The 16,756-nt window shown below is 65.0% G+C and carries 10 protein-coding genes; all 10 read right to left on the bottom strand.

All coding sequences use genetic code 11. From position 1 onward, the window contains the following. Positions 1-57: 57 nt before the first annotated feature. Positions 58-3,567 (bottom strand): double-strand break repair helicase AddA, encoded by a 3,510-nt coding sequence (gene addA, locus NMG80_RS00655; protein ID WP_254016337.1) that lies wholly within the window; start codon positions 3,565-3,567, stop codon positions 58-60. Next, on the bottom strand, positions 3,564-6,683 hold the full coding sequence (gene addB, locus NMG80_RS00660; RefSeq protein WP_254016338.1) for a double-strand break repair protein AddB: 3,120 nt from the start codon (positions 6,681-6,683) through the stop codon (positions 3,564-3,566). Before addB ends, addA begins: the two co-directional genes overlap by 4 nt. Continuing rightward, complete coding sequence (locus tag NMG80_RS00665; RefSeq protein WP_254016339.1) at positions 6,680-7,450, bottom strand: nucleotidyltransferase family protein; 771 nt, start codon at positions 7,448-7,450, stop codon at positions 6,680-6,682. Before NMG80_RS00665 ends, addB begins: the two co-directional genes overlap by 4 nt. Next, positions 7,447-8,958, bottom strand: coding sequence for a tRNA (adenosine(37)-N6)-threonylcarbamoyltransferase complex ATPase subunit type 1 TsaE (gene tsaE / locus NMG80_RS00670; RefSeq protein ID WP_254016373.1), 1,512 nt, complete (start codon positions 8,956-8,958; stop codon positions 7,447-7,449). Before tsaE ends, NMG80_RS00665 begins: the two co-directional genes overlap by 4 nt. A gap of 8 nt (positions 8,959-8,966) precedes the next feature. Then, positions 8,967-11,546, bottom strand: a complete 2,580-nt coding sequence (locus NMG80_RS00675) for a sensor histidine kinase (protein WP_254016340.1) — start codon at positions 11,544-11,546, stop codon at positions 8,967-8,969. A gap of 188 nt (positions 11,547-11,734) precedes the next feature. Beyond that, positions 11,735-13,135: an adenosylhomocysteinase gene (ahcY, locus tag NMG80_RS00680; RefSeq protein ID WP_254016341.1), complete on the bottom strand. Its 1,401-nt coding sequence runs from the start codon at positions 13,133-13,135 to the stop codon at positions 11,735-11,737. A gap of 256 nt (positions 13,136-13,391) precedes the next feature. Beyond that, positions 13,392-13,688, bottom strand: coding sequence for an HPr family phosphocarrier protein (locus NMG80_RS00685; protein WP_254016342.1), 297 nt, complete (start codon positions 13,686-13,688; stop codon positions 13,392-13,394). Further along, positions 13,685-14,086: a PTS sugar transporter subunit IIA gene (locus NMG80_RS00690; RefSeq protein WP_027152037.1), complete on the bottom strand. Its 402-nt coding sequence runs from the start codon at positions 14,084-14,086 to the stop codon at positions 13,685-13,687. Before NMG80_RS00690 ends, NMG80_RS00685 begins: the two co-directional genes overlap by 4 nt. 162 nt (positions 14,087-14,248) lie before the next feature. Next, complete coding sequence (locus NMG80_RS00695; protein ID WP_254016343.1) at positions 14,249-14,710, bottom strand: HPr kinase/phosphorylase; 462 nt, start codon at positions 14,708-14,710, stop codon at positions 14,249-14,251. 199 nt (positions 14,711-14,909) lie between these two features. Further along, positions 14,910-16,691 carry a sensor histidine kinase gene (locus tag NMG80_RS00700; RefSeq protein ID WP_301942103.1) on the bottom strand — a complete coding sequence of 594 codons (1,782 nt, stop codon included), beginning with the start codon at positions 16,689-16,691 and terminating at the stop codon, positions 14,910-14,912. Between the last annotated feature and the right edge of the window lie 65 nt (positions 16,692-16,756).

Genomic DNA, 16,756 nt, shown 5'->3' on the forward strand with positions numbered 1-16,756 from the left:
AGTTATTGTCGAACCAAATGTGGTGGTGATCGCGCCCGTCTTCAAGCAGCTGTTGTGTCACGCTCCCGTGAGTCGGGCAAGGGCGTCGTCCATCGCCGCCGGCGGCAGCTCGATCAGTCGCGGCGCTTCAGTGAACAGCAGCGCCGCCGAGACCTGATGCCCGGGATAAAGCGGCTGGAGCAGCGCGCGATAGAGCGCGATCTGCAGGACATAGGCCGATGGAACGTCCGCCAGCGCTGCTGGCGCCGGCCGGTTGGTCTTGTAATCGACGATCGACACCCTGCCTGATGTGACCGCCAGCCGGTCGATCTTGCCGGAGATCGAGCGCAGCTTGCCCTTGACCTCCAGGCTGCCCATGACCGCGACCTCAGCGCGTGAATTCGGCGCAAACAGCTGATCGAAGCGGCTGTCGGCAAGGATGGCCGCCACCGAAGCCAAGGCCTTGTCGCGCTCGGTTTCAGGCCATTGTGCGCCAGCGCGCTTGAGGTAGCGCTCCGCGGCATCCCGGCGTTCGGCCTCGGCAATGCCGGGCAGCATCTGCAGCAATTTGTGCAGCGCCAGCCCCCGCATCACCGCAAAGCCGGGCTCCTTCTCAGCGTCCAGCACCGTCGAGCCGGTGTTGACCACGGCCTGCCTGGTCTCGTCGATCAGCGCCGAGGCGCCGGACGGCGACAGTGGCCGCGGCAGATCCTCGAAGGGCGGCAAGGGCTGGAACAGGGTGTTTGGCAACGGCTCGAACTGTTGCGCCTGCCGCGCCGCTTCGGCGGCCACTTGCGCGACCGGCGGCAAATTTGTCACGTGAAAACGATGCACTGTCTCGCCGGTGGCGGGGTGCTGCCGCTCGATGCTTTCGGGCGCGCCGACCAGCGCGCGGCTGACGATCGAATGCCAGGTGCCGGTATTCGGCGCCCGCTTGCCGTGATAGCCGCAGACGATCAGCCGGTCCTCGGCGCGGGTCATGCCGACATAGAGCAGCCGGCGGTATTCGTCGTCGGCCAGTTCGCGCGCGCGGACCGAAGCGGCCCGCGAAAAGCCATTGGCGACATCGCTGGCCGAACGCCAGAGATAGCCCTTGCCGTCCCAGTATTGGCCCGAGCCATCGAACGGCATCAGTCGCGGCAGATGCTGGTCGCTGAACGGCGCCGAGCCACCATCGACGAGGAACACGACAGGCGCCTCCAGGCCCTTGGCCGCATGCACGGTCATGACGCGAACCTCATCGCGGGCCTGGTCCATTTCGCGCTTGATCTCGGGGCCGGCATTTTCCAGCGTCGACAGGAATGATTCCAGCCCCGGCAGGCCGGTCCGTTCCTCGGCCAGGCAGAAGCTCAGGAATTCGTCGAGGATGTCGCCGGCTTCCGGCCCGAGCCGCGCTATCATTTTCTTGCGCAAGCCATCGCGGGCGAGAGCCCCCGCATAGAACTCGAACACCGGCCTGAATGCGGCTTCATCGGACCATGTGTCGAGCTGGGCAGCGATTGCGGCCAAGGCAGCGCTTTCACCGGCATGCTGCCTGAGCGACGCGATCAGCGAGAGGCCGGACGGCCGCTCGCCGGCAAGCGCGAAAAGCATCTCTTCCGAGACGTCGAAAATCGGGCTGCGCAGCACGGCGGCGAGCGACAGATCGTCTTCGGGCTGGACGAGAAAGTGACCGAGCGCGATCAGGTCCTTCACCGCGATATGGCCGGGCAGGCTGAGGCGGTCGGCGCCGGCGACCGGGATGTCGCGTCGCTTCAGCGCGCGTGTCAGCGCATGGACGAAACGATCGCGCTTGCGCACCAGCACCAGCACGTCGCCGGGCCGAAGCTTCTTGCCGCGGCCTTCGATGATCTCGCCGGAGCCGATCCAGCCGGCAATAGTCGCCGTCACGTTTTCAGCAACACGCACCGCCGGCGCATGGGCGTGGTCGACGGCTTGCGTCCAGTCGTCGGGTTCATCGACGACGTCGGCGCCGATCGACGGCCAGACCTCGACATAGCCCGGCGCATCGCTGCGGATCGCCTTATGGCTCAGCGGGTCGGGATCGTGGCTGATGCCGCGCCGCACGATCGGGTCGGCAAAGACACGGTCCACTGCCGCAAGCACGTCCTCGGTCGAGCGGAACGACCAGGTCAGCTTGAGATCGGCGAAGGCGACGTTGGCGTCGCGCACTTTTCCGGAAAACAGCAGCCTTGAGTCGGCGAAGGAGTCGGGCGCCGCTCCCTGAAAGGAATAGATCGACTGTTTTTCGTCGCCGACGGCAAACACCGTACGGTGAACATTGTCGCGTGCGCCGAGCCCGGCAAAGAACTCCTCGGCCAGCCGCTTCACCACCTCCCACTGGTCGGGACTGGTGTCCTGCGCCTCATCGAGCAGGATGTGGTCGATGCCCTGGTCGAGCTTGTATTGCACCCAAGGGCCGGCGTCGGGCCGCGCCAGAAGATTGACCGTTCGGGTGATAAGGTCGTTGAAATCGAGGAAGCCGCGGGCGCGCTTCAAGTGCTCGTAGCGGGCGATCAGCCAGTCGGCGATGGTCAGCGCCGCACATGTGCCCTCCAGCATCCTGAACAAGGCCAATCGATCGGAGCTTTCGAGGATGGCATCGGCAGCTGACAGATAGCGCTCGGCAAGATCCGGCAGCCGGTCGAGCAACTTCTTGAACGTCTTTTTCGGCTCATAAGGCTCGCCATCGGTTCGCAGGAAGGCTTTTACCAGCAGATGCAGCCGGCGAACCGGATCATCCTCGGCGAAGGCAAGACGCGCATAGGGCAGAACGTTGTTGAGCACGAGGCGAGCGTCGGCGGCTTCAGCAGCAGCGGCAAAGGTGATGAAATAGTCCGGCAGGAAGCCCGGCAGCGGCCAGACGGACGCCGCCAGGCCTTCGGCGGTCTGGCCGACGCGAAACTTGAACTCGTCGAACAGCGCCCGGAAGCCATCGCCACCGGCAGCAGCGATGAAGGCGCGCAGACCGTCGCGCTTGCGCACGATCTCGGCCAGCAACGCGTCAAGCCCATGTTCGCCGCCGCGTTCCAGGATGGTGGCGAAAGCCTCGGCCAGCCCCGCATCGCCGGCGGCCGTGCCCGAGATCATGTCACGGCGGGCGGCGGCGAAGAGCGACGCCTCCATCTGCGGATCGAGCATTTCGAAATGGGCCGGTATATTGGCTTCCAGCGGGAACTGGTGCAGCACCGATTCACAGAAGGCGTGGATGGTCTGGATCTTCAGCCCGCCGGGCGTCTCCAGCGCTTCGGCGAACAGCCGGCGGGCGCGGCGCATGGTTTCGCGATCGGGCTGGCGACCGTCCAATGCTTCTACCCTTGCCGCCAGTTCGACGTCGGCAAGCGCCGTCCATTCCGACAATGTCGAAAACACCCGGTTGGACATGTTGGCGGCGGCGGCGCGTGTGTAGGTCAGGCACAGGATCTTCGACGGATCGGTGCCGCGCAGCAAAAGCCGGATGACGCGCTGGGCCAGCACATGGGTCTTGCCCGATCCGGCATTGGCCGACACCCAGGCGGAATTTTGCGGATCTGAGGCGCTTGCCTGGCTGGCGGCGGTATCGGTCGGGATCGGATAGGCCTTCTTCATGCCTCCCCTCCCTCGTCGTCGGCGTCGCCGCCGGCAGACCATTCGAGCACGCGGGCGAGATGGTCGTAGTCGCCGTCGGTCTCACCCTCGCGGAACGGCAGCGCGCGCGACAGATAGAAAGTCGTCGGGTCGGCATAGTGGATCAGCAGTTGTTCGAGCCGCGCCCACGCCTCCTCGGCAAGGTCTGCGGCGGTTCGCAGCTTGTGGTTGTATTCGAGGATGGATTCCTCGAACACCTCGCCGTTCGGCTTCAGCCTGATGAAGGCCAGTTGCGACGGCTCGCGCGCGCCAAGCCCCTTGAAGGCGCCGCGCCTGAGCAGCGCGGCTTCGAGCGCCAGTTGCGGCGAAAGCAACGTATGGGCCTGCGCCTTGGACGGCGAGGAGCCGGTCTTGTAATCCAGGATGTCGGCCATGCCGCCGGCCAGGAGATCGACGCGATCGGCATAGCCGGACAGCGTCACGTCGGACTGGCCGACTTCGGTTTTTTCGGCGCGCTCCTCGGCGTGCCGCATGGTCACGGCGAAGGCGCGGCCACGCTCCCATTCGATGATGCCGGCGGTGAGCTTTTCGAAGCGCGGCCACCACACCGCCTCGACATCGGGAGGAAGGGCCGCCTCGGCAAAGCATGCGCGGCCGGCGGCGATCAGACGGTCCAGCGCCTCCGGCACAAGCGGATCGGCCACGGTCCGCGAAAAAAGATGCAGGATGGCGTGAAACAGCGTGCCGCGTTCGGCAGCGCCGGGGTCGCGGATGACCGGGTCGAGCGGCATCAGGCGGAGGATCCTCCTGGCATAGATCGCGTATGGATCGCGGCGCAGCGTTTCGATCTCGGTGACCGAGAAATGTTGCGGCCGCACAGCCAGCGGCGGCTTCGGCTGCGGCCGCGGCGCGAAGTCTCTTCGTTCGCCGGCATCGAGCGCACGGGCCCAGGACAGGAATTCATCACCACGCCGGCGAAGCACCGCCGCATGGTCCTCGCCGATGAAGGTCAGGAGGCGCTGCAGCCAGCGCGACGGCACCGCCGGCGCGTCGCCGGAGCGGGCGGAGCGAGCCAGCACCACTTTCTTCGCCCCCATCGCCATCTGGAAATCATGGGCGGCCAGGCCAATGCGCCGTTCGGGCGGCTCGAGGTCGATGCCGGTCTTCATCAGCCGCGACATGAAGCGGTCGCTTTCCGGTTTGCGCGGCCACACGCCTTCATTGAGCCCGCCAATGACCAGCGTGTCGACGTTCTGCAACCGGGCTTCCAGCGCACCCCAGATGGCGATGTTCCTGTCGGTGCCTTGTGCCGGCTTGACGGTCTCGGGTGCGATCAGCGCCTCCATCACGTCGGGCCATTCGTCCGGCGCGAAGGAGAACGACGCCGAGGCAGCGATCAGGCCGCGCAAGAGCTCGGCGAGCTTTTCACCGGCGTCGCCAGCATAGAGTTCGGTCAAGCTGCCATCCGCAGTGCGGCCCAGACTTTCGAGCGCGACGACGCTGGCCCGGGTCAGCTCGGCAAGATCGGCTTCGGCTTGACTGCGGAAGGCGATCAGCGGCGCCAGCGCAGCAGCAAGGCGGACGAGCAGTTCGCGGGCGCGCTCGATGCTTCGCACAGTCAGGCGGGCGAACCAGAACGGCGGGCGGGTATCGCCCAGACCGGTGAGACGGGCCTCGAAGAGTTCCGGCAGCGAGGCGATGTCGGGGCGGCCGGTACCGCCGCGCAGCGCCACCAGTTCTGCGATCTCCGCCGCGTGACGGACGCTTGTGCGTTCCAGACCGAGGCCAAGCAGCGGGTGCTTGAGCAGCGACAGCAGGGCCACGGGATCGCCGGGGCGGAACGCCGCCTGAAGCGCCAGTCTGAGCAGGCCGGCAGCAGGCGTATTGATGAGCGCGGTGCCGCCCGAATCGTCGGCGACGACACCAAAGCGCAACAGCTCGACCGAAACGCGCCGCGCCAGGGCGCGGTCGCCGGTGACGAGCGCGGCGCGCTGGCCGGGCTGCTCGACGGCGCGTTTGAGCGCGACGGCGATCGCCACGGCTTCGTCGCGCTCGCCGGCGGCTTCGAGTAGCGTCACGTCGGCGAAGGCCTCGATGATATCGCCTGTAGTAAAGCGGGCGCGCGTCTGCGCCCACAGCTCGGTGGTCTCCGCCGGCCGCAGCGCCTCGCCGACAAGTGCGGCGCGCAGCGCGAGCGGCCTTTCGGCAACGGCGATCTCCTCGACATCGCCGCGCAGCACGCCGATCTTGCCGATCAGTTTTGCCAGGCCGTATTGCGGGTGGCCAAGCAAGGCCGGTCGCGCGCCGCGCACCGCAATTGCCTGGAATGACGGCTCATCCAGCATCAGGTCGAGGCCGGGCAGCACGACCGCGCCGCTGGGCAGGCCGGCGACCACCGCAAGCAGTTCGGCGGTGGCAGGAATCGACCCGGTGGAGCCGGCGGCGATCACCGGCCCCGTCGGCGGATTGCGCTTCAGCCGCGCCGCCTCCAGCCTTATCAGCGCATTGCGATGGGCGGCCGGGTTGGAGCGATTGCGTTCCTCGAGAAGATTCGGCCAGTTTTCGGTGACGATGCTCAGGAAGTCGAGCGTCACTTGCCACCAGCCGGCGAGGTTGCCGGTCACCAGTTCGGCGAGCCTGGTCCAGTCGGTGCCTTCCGTCTCGATCTCGTCCATCAGCCGGGCCAGGTCGCGCGCCAGCCAGATGGCGTCGGCGGCCGACGCCGGCACGACGATCTCCTCGTCGAAAAGTGCCGCGACATGCGCCGGCAGGCGGCGTTTCCAGGCGCGCACCAGCGGCGCCAGCAGCAGCAGGCGCTCGATCGCGGCGATCGGCGGCGCGAGGTCGATGGCGGCCGATGCGTCGGCCTCGAACGCGACCTCGTCCTCGTCGAACTCGCCGAGCGGGCGGATGACCGGCAGGATCGCCGAGCGGCTGCCCAGACGGTCGATGAAGACGCCGCGCAGCGCCCGCGCGGCGCGGCGCGTCGGCACGTAGATGGTGGCGTCGGCCAGCGCCAGCGGGTCGCCGTCGAAGCGGAAACCGGGAACGAGCCGCCCTGACAGCAAGGCCTCGGCCAGCGTCGGCAGAAACGGCGCTCCGGGCGGGATCGAGAAAACGCGGCGGGAGCCGCTCATTTGAACTCGGTGAAGGGGCTGGTCAACTCGGCAAGAGTGCCGGGCGACCCAGCAAGAGCGGCAGCGACGGCCGCTTCCGCAAGCGGAATGGCGTCGGGCGTGCCGACGGTGATCCATTGGCCGTGCATCGGCATGCCGAACAGGCGGCCGGCTGCGATGGCCGCATCGAAATACGCGTTGAGCGAGTGTGGGCCGGCCGGCGCATCCCTAAAAAGCCTGGGATGGACGATCGCCGCGCCGGCATAGATCAGGCCTGTCGGATCGCCTTTCGAACGCCGCAAGGCGCCGTCCGGCGACATCAGGAAATCCGTGCCGCCGCTGTGTCCGGTTGCTGACTGGAGATCTGCAAGCATCAGCAGAATATCCATTTTCGCCGTGTCCCACGCAAGGGCGAGGCGGGCAAGGTTGGGCACGCCGCTGTCGATCCAGAAAGTGTCGGCGTTGATGATGTAGAAGGGAGCCCCTCCCAGTTCTGGCAAAGCTTGGACGATACCGCCGGCGGAATCGAGCAGTCTTTCGCTTTCGTCGGAAATAACCACCCGCGGCGCGCGGCGCGCGGCGACGTGGGAGACGATCTGCTCGGGAAAATAATGGACGTTGACGATGGCCTTGTCGACGCCGGCACGAGCCAGGCTGTCCAGGCTCCAGTCGAGCAACGTCTTGCCTGATATTCTGACCAGCGGTTTCGGCATTGTGTCGGTGATTGGCCGCATGCGCTTTCCCAGCCCGGCGGCAAGCACCATTGCGGTTTTGGGGCGTGTCGTCACAGCGGCCGCTCCTCCAGCAGCCCGTGGGCGGTATAGAAATCCCGCAGGCCGGCCAGTGCCGGATGCGCCAGCGCCCGCCGAAGATAATCGCGAATGCGCGGCAGGTGTTTTAGATAATAGGGCTTGCCGTCGCGCTTTTCGAGCCGGACGAAAATGCCGAGGATCTTCGAATTGCGCTGCGCCGCCATGATCGCATAGGTCTCGACGAATTCATCCTCGTCAAAAGCGCCGGCCTTATGACGCGCAGCGATGTAGGCGTCGAGCGTCCGCCGTTCGATCTCAGGCGAGATCGTAACCCGGGCATCCATGGCGAGAGAGGCGAGATCATAGGCCGACGGGCCGATCAGCGCGTCCTGGACATCGACGATGCCGAGGCGATCGTGACCGGAACGATTGCCGCGCCAGATGATGTTCGGCGAATGAAAGTCGCGCAGCATGAGCGTGTATTCGCGCCCCTCCAACCGGTCGAGGGCCGCGTTCCATTCCTTGGCATAGCCGGCGCGCAAGGCATCGCTTGCCGGGCCGCCTGTGATCGCCGGCACATACCAGTCGAGCAGCAATTCGGCTTCGATCATCATGGCGTCGCGGTCGAAAGGCGGCACTTCGTGAATGACGCCGGGCGCGGCCTCGATGCGATCGGGCCACGTCTTGCCGTGCATCATGGCAAGCAGTTCGGCCGCCGCCGCGTAGCGCTCCGCCAGCGGCTGACCGTGCTGGCCGAGAAATCCCTCCGAGCCGAGATGCTCCAGGAGAAGAAGGCCCTGGTTCAGGTCCTGCGCGTGGATTTCCGGGGCGCTGACGCCGCCGGCCCGCAATGCCCGATCGATGGCGACGAAGGCCGCGACGGATTGTGCGGTGTGGGCGATCACCGCATAGGGCTTGCCGTCGCGGACCGGCGGCCCGAGCACCAGCCGCGGCGAGTTCATCAACACGCGCGGCGGCAGGCCGGCCAGCGAGACGATCTCATAGGAGCGGGCCGAGGCGTCGCCGATAAAATAGCGTCTCTGCGCTTCGCCCCAGGCGGCTGTTTCCAGAAAATCGCGCATGGCCAGCGAGCGCGCCGCGCGCTCGAAGGCAGCGCCTTGTCCGGACATTCTCGCCAGGCGTCCGTCGTCCTGATGGACGAGTTCGATCAGCACTGAAGTCTTTGGCAAATAGGCCTCTGCCCGCTCCGGCCATTCGACCAGGGCAGCGCCTTGCGCCAGCGCCTCGTCGAAACCCAGTTCGTCCAGTTCGGACGCCGAGGACAGGCGATAGAGGTCGAAATGATGGACGGGAACGCGCGCCTCATAGCTCTGGACGAGCGTGAAGGTCGGGCTCGGCACGTCGAGACCGGCATCGTCGGCCATTGCCCTGATCAGCGCCCGCGCCAAACTCGACTTGCCGGCGCCGAGATCGCCTTTGAGGGCCAGCACATCGCCGGGGCGCAGCGACATGGCCAGATCCTCGCCCAACCTTGCGGTCGCAGCCTCGTCGGCGAGAAAACGCTCCAGCACCATGCCTGCCATCAAGCGCGCTACTCGGCCGCCGCGCGGATGCCGGACGGCGTGTCAGGAAAGGCACAAATGACGGTAGTGCCCATGTCCTTGCCGGTCTCGATCCGGACACTGCCGCCATGCAGCTCGACAAAGCTCTTGACGATCGACAGGCCGAGGCCGGGGCCGCGCCGGCGGCCGCCATTGCTGCGCGGTTCGAAACGGCGGAACACCGAATCGAGCAGGTCTGGCGGCATGCCGGGACCATCGTCGTGAACGGAGAATTCCACGCCCTCACCAAGCGAGCGGCAGGCGAGCGTGATGGTGCTCGCCTCGGGCGCGTAGTTCGCGGCATTGCTCAGCAGATTGTAGAGGATCTGGCGGATGCGGATTTCGTCGCCGTGGAACGTCTTTGGCGCAGTGGCCGCATCGATCTTGAGCCTGATCGCATGCTCCTCCAGCCGGTCGGCAACAAGCTCGGCAGCGGCAGCGATGGTCCGGTCGACGTGAACTTCGGAGATATCGAGTTCCATGATGCCGGCATCCACGGTCGCCAGGTCAAGGATGTCGTTGACGATGGTGAGCAGGACCGAAGAAGACGAGCTGACATGCTCGACATATTCGCGCTGCTTCTGGTTCAATGGCCCGGTCGAGGGCAGCGAAAGCAGCTCGGTGAAGCCGATGATGTTGGTCAGCGGCGAGCGCAGCTCGTAGGAGACGTGCTGCACGAACTCGTTCTTGAGCTGGTCGGATTTTTCCAGTGCCTCGTTCTTGTCCTTCAGCGCCCGCTCGACATTGACGCTGTCGGTGACGTCGACGAAGGTCATCATCACCTGGCCGTTGGGCAGCGGGATCATCGCGTAGCGCAGCACGGTGCCGTTGTTCAGCTCGGTCTGGCCGTGGCGGTCACGGCGCTCGTCGTCGAAACCGGTGATGGCGGCAACGAACCCGCCCCAGGGACTGTCGGCGGCGCCGCGGTCGCAAAGATCGCGGATCGTGGAGACGTGAACGTTGGGCCTGGCGGCGTCGGCGTCCAGCCCCCAAAGTGCTGCGAATGCCGGGTTCGACAATCTGAGCCTGCCGTCGGGGCCGAACACGGCCACGCCTTCGGCAAGATTGTCGAGCGTCTCGCCCTGGACCCGCACCGCGGTCTGGTAGCGGCTTTCAAGGTCCATCTTCTCGGTCAGGTTCTCGAACACCCAGGTGACGCCGCCTTTGGGCTGCGGGTTGGCGACGACGCGGATGGTCTTGCCGTCCGGCAAATGCCACCAATGCTCCTGCGACTCGACCGCGCGATAGGCGCCAAGCAGGCTTTCCTTCCAGCGCCGCCATTCGGGCTGCTCGGCGATCTTGCCTTCGCTGCGCAGCCGGTCGAGCAACAAGGCGTTGTCCGGAGCGCTGTGCAGGAAGCCGCTGTCGAGACCCCATAGTTTCTGGAACGCCTGGTTGAAAAACCGCAGTTTCTCGTCGGTATCGAAAATCGCAACGGCGGTGTTGAGCTGGTCGAGCGTGTCGGCATGGCTGCGCACCGTCCGCTCATATTCGCTACGGATCGTTTCGATGGCGCTGGTGTCGCAGGCGAGACCCGCCGAGCCGTCCGCGCCGGCGAAGTCGGTCACGGCGAACATGCGGCGGTCGCCTTCGATCACAGTGGAAAGCGCCTGCTCAAAGACGGGATGCGACTTGTGCTGCGCGGCGATCGCGTCGCGCGCCTGGCCGCCCAGGAATTCCTTCGTGTCGCGAACCGCAGCTTCGGGGTTTTCCGCCTCGACCGCCCTGGCATAGGCGCGGTTGACCCATTTCAGCCGCCCATCCGCCGAGCGCAGCCAGGCTGGCATGCTGAGTGCGTTGAAAAGGCCGAGCATGGTGTCATAGTCGGCGGCAAGGCGCTGGTTTTCGATTTTCAGCCTGGCCTCGCTTCGCTGCGTTTCAGAAAGCGAGACGAAGCGGACGACCACGTGTGCTGCGCTCTTGCGCCCGTGCACTTCGAGCGGCGCACCGGCCTGCGATTCGATGACGAGGTCGAACGGCCTCGCCTTTTCCCGCAGTCCCGCCACGGCATTCTCGAGCGCCGCCGCCGAGCGTGGCATCAGCCAACGGCCGAAGGCGAGGAAGGCGGCACGGTCTTCCGGAGCGCCGCTTTCAACCGGCAATGTCCCGACGAGCTCGGGCTTCTTGTTTTCCGAGGCCCATACGACGACACGCTGGTCGCGCAGGTTGAGCAGCGCCTCAGAGCGCTGCAGCGCAGCGTTGACGTCGGCCAAGCGGGCCCTGAGTTCGCCATTCTGCGCCGAGGTGCGCGCCCGTTCGCGGATCAGGAAAATGGCCGAGACAAGTGCCGCGCCCATGACGCCGACAAACATGGCGAGTTGCATGACCTCGACCGTGCTGACCGACAGCCCGGCTTTGGACGCAGCCGCGGGGGACGCAGCAGCGGGTCCAGCATGTGCGGAAAGGCCAAGCAGCGGGCCGGCGAGCGCGGAAGAGGCAAGCAATTTTCCGACGCGGGCGCCGGCGCGCCATAAGAGGCTTCCGCCACTGGCAGCGGAACCCGTGGTCACCGAATCGTTGTGGCCGCCGGAAACGGCCTGTCCCGCGCAAGGCGGGTAATCCCCCGGCATGTCCTGGTCCTCTTCGCCGCCTGAATGCAAGACCGCCCTGATGCGGGTGTCGGCCCTCGACCCCGAACCCCGCGAATCAGCACCATAGCGCTTGCGCGAATCGGCGTGAAGAATCAATCGGCGCAAAAATAAAGCCGGGCGAAAGTCAATCGCCCGGCCTCAATATCTGGTGGTAATTTCAGCTATGGTTAATAGCGGTAGTGTTCCGGCTTGAACGGTCCCTGCGGGGTCACGCCGATATAGGCGGCCTGCTCGCTGGACAATTCGGTAAGCCGGGCGCCAAGCTTGTCGAGATGCAGGCGCGCGACTTTTTCATCGAGGTGCTTCGGCAGGACATAGACCTGGTTCTGATACTGGCCAGGCTTGCTGTACAGCTCGATCTGGGCCAGCACCTGGTTGGTGAAGGACGCCGACATGACGAAGCTCGGGTGGCCGGTGGCGTTGCCGAGATTGAGCAGGCGGCCTTCCGACAAAAGGATCATGCGCTTGCCGTCCGGGAAGGTGATCATGTCGACCTGTGGCTTGATGTTGGTCCACTTCAGGTTGCGCAGCGACGCCACCTGTATCTCGTTGTCGAAGTGGCCGATATTGCCGACGATCACCATGTCCTTCATCGCCCGCATATGGTCGATGGTGACGACATCCTTGTTGCCGGTGGTGGTGATGATGATGTCGGCGGTCGGGGCGGCATCTTCGAGGGTGACGACTTCGAAGCCGTCCATCGCCGCCTGCAATGCGCAGATCGGATCGACCTCGGTGACCTTGACGCGGGCGCCGGCGCCCTTGAGCGACGCCGAAGAGCCCTTGCCCACGTCGCCATAGCCGCAGACGACCGCAACCTTGCCGGCCATCATCGTGTCGGTGCCGCGGCGAATGCCGTCGACCAGCGATTCCTTGCAGCCATATTTGTTGTCGAATTTCGACTTGGTCACGCTATCGTTGACGTTGATCGCCGGGAACGGCAGCAGCCCCTTCTTCTGCAACTGATAAAGCCGGTTGACGCCGGTCGTCGTCTCTTCGGTGACGCCGCGGATCGCTTCCTTCTGCCTGGTGAAGAAACCGGGCGATGCCGCCATCCGCTTCTTGATCTGGGCAAAAAGGATTTCTTCCTCCTCGCTGCCCGGATCGGACAGCACATCCTCGCCGGCTTCGGCGCGCGCGCCGATCAGGATATACATGGTGGCGTCGCCGCCATCATCGAGGATCATGTTGGAGGTGCCGCCATCGGCCCACTGGAATATCTTGTCGGTGTAGACCCAGTAGTCATCGAGCGTCTCGCCCTTGACGGCGAAGACCGGAATGCCGGCCTCGGCGATGGCCGCGGCAGCATGGTCCTGGGTCGAGAAGATGTTGCAGGAGGCCCAGCGGATTTCGGCGCCGAGCGCCTTCAGCGTTTCGATCAGCACCGCCGTCTGGATGGTCATATGCAGCGAGCCGGTGATGCGCGCGCCCTTGAGTGGCTGCGCCTTGCCGAATTCTTCGCGGCAGGCCATCAGGCCCGGCATTTCGGTTTCGGCGATCTCGATCTCCTTGCGGCCCCAGCCGGCAAGCGAGATGTCGGCGACCACATAGTCATTGCTACCCGTCATGGCAGTGCTCCGATCAAGAATTGTCTTCGGGATGCGCCCGCGCCGGAAAGGCGTGTCGAAGGGCGCGAATTGCCGGCCTGACTAGCAGATCGTCGGTCGGACGACAATGGGATATAAAGAAATCTTTATCCGTGCATGTCTTCGGAGGCGCGCCGGCGCGAAATCGGAACTGATTTTCGGAAGCATGATGCGCAAATTCAAAGTGCTTGATGTGAGCGTCTTTTGCGCGTCCAACGGACGCGCGGCGCTCCAGGCGTCAGGACTCTTCCCCGAAGCGGGAGGCGACCAGTTGCTCCAGCGCGTCGATCACCTGCTCGGCCTCCGGGCCGCTGGCGGTGACACGGATCGAATAGCCGGGGCTTGCCGCCAGCATCATGAGGCCCATGATCGAGGTGCCACCAACCGTCACGCCGTCCTTCTCGACCTGGACGGAGGCGTCGAAGCCGCTGGCGACCTGAACGAACTTTGCCGAGGCGCGGGCATGCAGGCCACGCTGGTTGACGATTGGAAATTCCCGGACGATGTCACCCTTGTTGGCCGACAGGGCGTTCATTTGCTGCTCAGAAGCTGGCTGGCGACATTGATGTATTTGCGGCCGGCCGCCTGCGCCTCGTCCAGCGCTGCGCTCATATTGTCGCCCTTGCGAATGCTGGACAGCTTGATCAGCATCGGCAGGTTCATGCCGGCAATGACCTCGGTACGACCGGATTCCATCACCGAAATTGCGAGATTGGAAGGCGTGCCGCCGAACATGTCTGTCAAGACGATGACGCCCGCTCCCGTGTCGACACGGGCAACGGCGTCGATGATGTCGCTGCGGCGCTGCTCCATATCGTCATCGGCGCCGATCGCCACGGTTTCGAAACTGTCTTGTGGCCCGACGACATGTTCCACGGCATGGCGGAATTCGGCGGCCAGTTGACCGTGCGTTACTAGCACGAGTCCGATCATTCTTTGGTGGCTCCCGTCATCGCCGCGTCATAGGCGTTTCATGCTCGCCGGCCTTTTCAGGCGGCGGGAGCGCTATCTTGTCGACGCGAGGCGCGTTGACAAGCCCAAAATTGCACAGGCACAGGCCATTTTGACGCATTGCAGCAACAATTCGAAATCGGATCATACGAAAGGCGCAATTGACAGCCGCGCCATCACGGCCGGCAAGGCCGCCGGAACATTGCGTTCGGCAAGATCGATACGCGGCACCGGACAGCCCGCGATGGGCTCGCTGGTATCTTCCTGGAAGCGGTCCATTTCGCTTGCCGGGACCAGCCGGACGCAAAGGTCGATCACGCCGCCGGGCTCGAACGACAATGGCCGCGGGCCGAATCCGGGCACCTCGGCGAGGCCGGCGATGGGAGCGGGCACCCGGCAGACCAGCCGCCCCGCGTGATCAGCAGCGAGGAGCCTGTCGTCACCAATCAGCCGCGAAAACAATCCACGTTGGCGGCAATGATCGATGAGGGCGAGCGCCAGCGTCGACTTGCCCGAGCCGGACGGTCCCGTGATGAGAACACCACGCTCGCCGATCAGGATCCCCGTGCCGTGAATGTTCTCAGCCTGCACAGTCGGATCAGGCATTATCGTGCCCGAAAAAACCGGTCCCCATTTTTCGCTGCGCGGACCTGCGGTTCGGGATCATGGCTGTTTGGTTTACGCATGATCTCGTCCGAAAACCGGTTCCCACTTTTCGCCGCGCGGACCTTCGGTTCGGGATCATGCCTATTGGTTTACGTATGATCTCCTCCGAAAACCGGTTCCCACTTTTCGGGATCATGCGCTAGCCTTCCGCCGGCAGTGTCACGACGAAACGCGCGCCCTTGATCTCGCCGGGTTTGGTGCCCGGGATGTTCTCGGCGGTCAGCGTGCCGCCATGGGCTTCGACGATCTGCCTGCTGATCGACAGGCCAAGACCCGAGTTCTGGCCGAACGCCTCGCCGGCCGGCCGGTCAGTGTAGAAGCGTTCGAAGATGCGGTCGATGTTGTCGGCCCTTATACCGGGACCATTGTCGTCGACGGTGACGATGTTGACCTTGCCGGCGCGCGCCAGCGATATGGCGATGTAGCCGCGCTCCTCAGGAACGAAGGAGCGGGCATTCTCGATCAGATTGGTGATGACCTGGCCGATCCGCAAATCATGGCCGGCGACGAAGTAGCCTTTGACGCCCTGCGGCAGTTTGGCGGCGTTGAACTCGATGTCGACCGTCTTCTTGTTGCGCGTGGCCGTGCGCGAAACGTCGACCAGATCCGTGATGAATTTCTTGAGATCCACGGTTCCTGCGTCTTCCCGTGCCAGCTCGGCGTCAAGGCGGGAGGCATCGGAAATGTCGGTAATGAGACGGTCCAGCCGCCTGACGTCGTGCTGGATGATCTCCATCAGCCGGGCGCGCGAGGCGGCGTTCTTAGCCAGAGGCAGGGTCTCTACGGCGCTGCGCAGCGAGGTCAGCGGGTTCTTCAATTCGTGCGAGACGTCAGCCGCGAAACTTTCGATCGCCTCGATGCGGGCGTAGAGCGCATTGGTCATGTCGCGCACAGCGATCGACAGATTGCCGATCTCGTCCTGCCGATCGGAGAAGTCCGGGATTTCCTCGCGATTCTTGACGCCGCGCCGCACCCTGACCGCCGCCGCCGACAGCCGGCGCAGCGGGTTGGCGATGGTCGAAGCAAGCAGCATTGACAGGATGGCGGTGACAAGGGCGGCGATGCCGAAGACGCGCAGGATCGCCTTGCGCTCGGCCGCGACGATCTTGTCGATGTCGCCGCCTTCCGTCGACAGCATCAGCACGCCGAGGACGGCGCGGAAGCGCTGGATCGGCACGGCGACCGAAACAATCTGCTCGCCCTGTTCGGAGATCCGCACGATGGTCGACGGGCTGCCGGTAAGCGCCTTGACCACCTCGGGAAATGCAGCGCCGTTGCCGCCCGGCTGCTCATGGTAGACCGGCAGCGCGGTGTTGCGGAAGAAGTCGAAGACGAATTTCTGGATTCGCTCGAGAAGATCGGGCTCTTCCTTGTCGGTCGGCGGCAGATCGTAGCGAAGGATCTGGCCGCGCGAATAGAGGTGGCGCGAATCGAGCAGCAGATTGGCGTCGCGGTCATAGATCCGGGCGCGCGTCCGCGTCGGCGAAATCAACCGCCTGAGCACCGGCGCGACGCGCTCCGGATTGATCGGAAAGTCCAGATTGTCGAGCTGATCGGAGCCGGGGCCCAGGCTTTCGCCGGCCTGCAGTTCAAGCAGCTTTTCCGGATCGATGCTGATCGAATCGGTCTCGACCGTCGCCGATGCCGCGATCGCGCCGGCGATGATCTCGCCCTGGGTCATCAGGCTCTCGACGCGGGCATCGATCAGCCCGTCGCGAAACGTGTTGAGGTAGAGGATGCCGGTGACCAGGACGGCCAGGCCGGCGAGGTTGAGGAAGAGAATGCGCCGCGTCAGGCTGGAAAAGATATGGTGGCCGAGGAAGCGGCGCATTGGCACCGTGATCCTCGACAGGAATGCCGGCAGAATCCGCGACGGGCGCCGGGCGCCCGTCCGTCTCACTCGCTCTACGTCCACTGCCATCGAATAGCAGCCCCCGGCTCATCTTTAGTTTGATGCATGTCGTTGCCCCAAAACCGGGACCACTT

Source organism: Mesorhizobium escarrei (assembly GCF_935825525.1).
Lineage (GTDB): Bacteria > Pseudomonadota > Alphaproteobacteria > Rhizobiales > Rhizobiaceae > Mesorhizobium > Mesorhizobium escarrei.